Below are 3,712 nucleotides of genomic sequence, written 5' to 3'. Positions count from 1 at the left end.
GCATCGACCGCAACAAGAACGACAAGTACGACTTCGATGGGGCCGGTCCGAGCGAGCTCGACCCGAAGCTCCCCCAGGAGGCCACGGCTCCGACCGACTGCGGAATGGTCATGGGCGCGTCCGTGGGATCCATTCCGGTCGGCGGCATCGAGACCGGTGGCGGCTCCCCACAGAGCGCGGCGATGCCGGCGGCAGTGGCCGGAGGCGCGGTATCCGTATCCCTGGCGATGGTCGGCGCGATCGTCGTCGTGAGGCGACGCCGTGCGCTGGCCGCTGTCCTGACGGAATCCACGGGGAGCGCCGCGTGAATCGCGGACGGGCCTCCGCACCGACCGCGCATCCTGCACCAGTCGTGTCCACCGCCCGGCCCCGCGGCCGCGGGGCCACCGGTCCCCTTGCGGCCGCCGCTCTCGCCCTCGCCGTGCTGAGTCTGGCCGGGTGCGCGGGCCAGGGCTCCTCGGAGCCCCCGGCTCGCCAGGCACAGAACGCCGCGCAGGGCGAGACCCCCGGGGGCCCGGCGACCGGCGCGGGATCGCCGAACGGATCGGGTGGGAGCCAGGCCGCGCCCGCCCTTGCCCGGTCGGAGCCGGAGAAGATCACCATCCCGTCCCTCGGCGTCTCCAGCACCCTGGAGACGCTGCGGCAGGACAAGGACGGAGTCATGAAGTCCCCCAAGGACCCTGATCTCGCGGGCTGGTACGAGCCTGGGCCGACGCCCGGCTCCAAGGGTCCGGCCGTGATCGCCGGCCATGTCACCTGGAACGGCGCGGCGGCCGTGTTCGCGAAACTGAAGACGATGAAGGCCGGTGACACCATCGAAGTGGCCCGGCAGGACGGCAAAACGGCCATGTTCACGGTCGAACGGGTCGCCGAATACCCGAAGGCCAAGTTCCCCACGCTCGAGGTTTACAAGAATCTCGACTACGCGGGCCTGCGCCAGGTCACCTGCGGCGGCGAGTTCGACACCAAGAAGCACTACTACGACAGCAATGTGGTGGTGTTCGCCCGCATGACAGGAACCGCATAGCGCGGACGACGGGACAGCGTACCGACGCGCAGCGGGTCGAGCCGAACGAGACGATGCGGACTCGACCCGCTGCCGCAGGCATGCCCCGTGTGCGGGTCAGGACCCGAGGGCCCCGAAGTGCGGCGGACGGCAGACTGATCGGAGCCGTTCGCACGTACTGAGCCGGCGTACCTGCGCCACATGCCCTCGTGCGGCATCCGGGTCCCCGTCCCCGACCGTGCGATGCCTGGCTCGCCAGGGACGCAAGTGCCTCCTCGTACCCGGCGCGGAAGGCCTGTGGCTTCCCGGGGTCCGTTCCGCGGCTGCCCGGGGCGGAAATCAGGGCCCGGCCGACTCGTCGCCGCTCTGCTGGACGGGGGCCGGGGCGGGAGCGGGGGCATGCCAGGCGTGGATCAGCGCGCTCAGGCGGCGGGCTGGTGTGTCGCTGCGAGCGAACAGGACCGCCGTGAGCAGGATCAGGACTTCCCCGGCGAGGAGGGCGGCCGCCCACACGGTGAGGCCCTGGTGCACCGCTGCGAGCACGACTGCTCCGCTCGTTCCCAGCGCGCCCTGCGCTGTGGTCAGGGTGTTGCTCACCACGGGAGGCTGCCTGGGCGGGGGCGGCGCAGGATGAGTGCCAGGTGCGGCATGCGAACGATGATGTGGACGGTGAAGCACATCCGTGCGCGGCAGGTGGGGAGAGCGCCCAGTTCGCCGGTCCACTCCTGCAGCCATCGCGTCCGCGCTGCTGTGGGCAGGAGCAGTGTCGTCACGGCCAGGACCTGGCGGCAGAGCGTGGCGGGACAGTCCGCGGAGGGCAGGGCGGCCGAGGAGAGGCGGCGCAGTTCGCCGCTGAGTTGGTCCAGCCCCAGGGCGTCGGCCACCGGCGCTTGGAGGTCCAAGGTCTGCTGGGCCTTGACGTGCTGTCTGGCGCGGTCCAGAAAGCGCACGGTGCGCATGTTGTGGAGCCGGTCTGCCAGTTTGAGGACCAGGACGGCTCGATCGCGTGCCGAGATCGCTGCGGCCGGCGCTGCGTTGAGGGCGGTCAGGGCCTGTTGTACTGCGGTGGCGTCGGACACTGCGGCGACCAGGTCCGCGATGTCCGGTCCGAATTCACCCGCGAGCCGGTCCGCGGGATATTCGGTGTCTTCCAGGAGGTCGTGCAGCAGGGCGGCGCACACGGTGTGGTGGTCCATGCCGAGGTCGGCGACGATCTGTGCGACCGCGAGCGGGTGGGTGACGTAGGGGTCGCCACTGCGGCGTCGTTGGCCCTGGTGCCACTCGGCGGCCGTTGCGTAGGAACGCTCGATCACCGCTGCGTCCGCGTGGGGATGCCGAACCCGCACGGCACCAAGCACGGGAGCGAGGGTCTCGGACAGGGGGGTACTGGGCCGGGTGTCGCGCCCGCCGGCTAACCGCTGTCGGCGTTTCATGGTGTCCCTCCGCCGGTGGTGGGCTGCGCGGCGACCCAGCCCGCAACGGGGCGCTTGCCGGAGCGGTAAGTACGCGCGAGCGCCTCCCGGGCCTGCTCGGCGCCCTCATGGGTGATTCGGTAGAACCGCCGGCGCGGGCGCCTGGCCGCTTCATGGACAGCCGGGTCCTCCCAGGCGCTCTCCACCCAGCCGAACTCCTCCAGGCGGGCCAGGATCGGATAGATCGTGCCCGACGGCAGTCCCACCAGATCGCACAGCTCCAAGCCGTAACGCTCCTTGGCGGGATGCTCCAGCAGTGCTCGCAGGACCAGTTGGGTCTGCAAGGTCATACGCCGCTTCGTCATTCCCTTAATCTACATAGCCTATATATCGCATGTCTAGGATGTGGGAACCAGGAGTCCCGCGGGACGAGCCACGCCCGAAGACTCGGCCCCTGGGCGGGATCAGCGCTCGGCCCGGCCGGCGAAACTGCCGGGGGCCGACAGACGTCTCACCTCAGGACGGGAGGGCGACCGGATGTCGCCCACCGGATTGTCTGGGGAGTTATGGACGGATGGGTACCGGACCCGATCTCGGCCTGGCTGCGCGGTAGGGCCCGACGGCCCAGCACGATCAGCACGACGGGACCGAAACCATGGGTGCGGGCCGACCCACCGGGGGCGTGTCCGGTGCCGGAGAAGCAACGAGCCTGGACCGAGCGGTGGCTGCGGTGGTGCGTCGAGGAGTTCGGACCCGCGACGCCGCCACGCGAGATCGCGCTCCCCGGGTTCGTCCCGGCGGATTTCACCGGCTCGCAGGAACACGCCGAGCTGCTGGTGCGCCGCGTCGGCGCGGTGATGGGCGCGGACGTCTCCGGTATCGGTGTGCTGCTTGTGGAGTCCCCGGAGGATGTCCAGGACAGGAAGCATCAGGTCGGTGAGTACCGCAGGGTGCTCGGCCGGGCGGTGATCGAGCTGGACCGCCGCGTGGCAGCCCGGCCGGACTCGTTCGCAGGGCTCGTCGCGCACGAATTGGCGCATGCCCGGCTGATCGGCGAGGGGCGCGTCGCCGAGCTGGGCATCTCCCACAGCGAGGAGGAGCGGCTCACCGACCTGGTGACCGTGTACCTCGGCATGGGCGTCTTGTCGGCCAACGCTGCGGATGACTACACAAAGGCGGCCGGGTACTCGGTGATGCCCGTCGGCGAGCTCACCGACCGGATGCTCACCGGCCGCCGGGACGACCCCTGGCACCGGATGGGATACCTGAGCCCCGGCGAGTACGGCTACGCCCT

General features: G+C 70.6%; 5 protein-coding genes and 1 pseudogene. 3 read left to right on the top strand and 3 right to left on the bottom strand.

From position 1 onward, the window contains the following. Both O3X23_RS43575 and O3X23_RS43570 read left to right on the top strand, forming a co-directional pair. Positions 1–308, top strand: a pseudogene (locus O3X23_RS43575) (hypothetical protein); the annotation flags it as partial. A gap of 44 nt (positions 309–352) precedes the next feature. After that, positions 353–1,027 carry a class F sortase gene (locus O3X23_RS43570; RefSeq protein WP_269280860.1) on the top strand — a complete coding sequence of 225 codons (675 nt, stop codon included), beginning with the start codon at positions 353–355 and terminating at the stop codon, positions 1,025–1,027. A 318-nt stretch (positions 1,028–1,345) separates the two neighbouring features. On the opposite strand, the gene O3X23_RS43565 is transcribed toward O3X23_RS43570, so the two are convergent. From O3X23_RS43565 to O3X23_RS43555, 3 genes are all read right to left on the bottom strand, one after another. Continuing rightward, positions 1,346–1,603 (bottom strand): hypothetical protein, encoded by a 258-nt coding sequence (locus tag O3X23_RS43565; RefSeq protein WP_269280856.1) that lies wholly within the window; start codon positions 1,601–1,603, stop codon positions 1,346–1,348. Continuing rightward, entirely contained in the window at positions 1,600–2,319 is a 720-nt protein-coding gene (locus O3X23_RS43560; protein WP_269280853.1) for an HD domain-containing protein, read from the bottom strand. Before O3X23_RS43560 ends, O3X23_RS43565 begins: the two co-directional genes overlap by 4 nt. Positions 2,320–2,435: 116 nt before the next feature. After that, complete coding sequence (locus O3X23_RS43555; RefSeq protein ID WP_269280848.1) at positions 2,436–2,783, bottom strand: PadR family transcriptional regulator; 348 nt, start codon at positions 2,781–2,783, stop codon at positions 2,436–2,438. A gap of 324 nt (positions 2,784–3,107) precedes the next feature. On the opposite strand from O3X23_RS43555, the gene O3X23_RS43550 reads away from it, so the two are divergent. Next, on the top strand, positions 3,108–3,712 hold a 605-nt coding region (locus O3X23_RS43550; protein ID WP_269280845.1), incomplete at its 3' end, for a hypothetical protein.

The sequence above is a fragment of the Streptomyces sp. H39-S7 genome (assembly GCF_027158205.1).
In the GTDB taxonomy this organism is placed as follows: domain Bacteria; phylum Actinomycetota; class Actinomycetes; order Streptomycetales; family Streptomycetaceae; genus Actinacidiphila.
The sequence above is the reverse complement of the archived record's forward strand: the minus strand, read 5'-3'. Positions and strand labels throughout refer to the sequence as shown.

Excerpts from the sequence above, each read along its gene's own strand:
- O3X23_RS43555 (WP_269280848.1), bottom strand. The coding sequence starts at position 2,783 with ATGACGAAGCGGCGTATGACCTTGCAGACCCAACTGGTCCTGCGAGCA.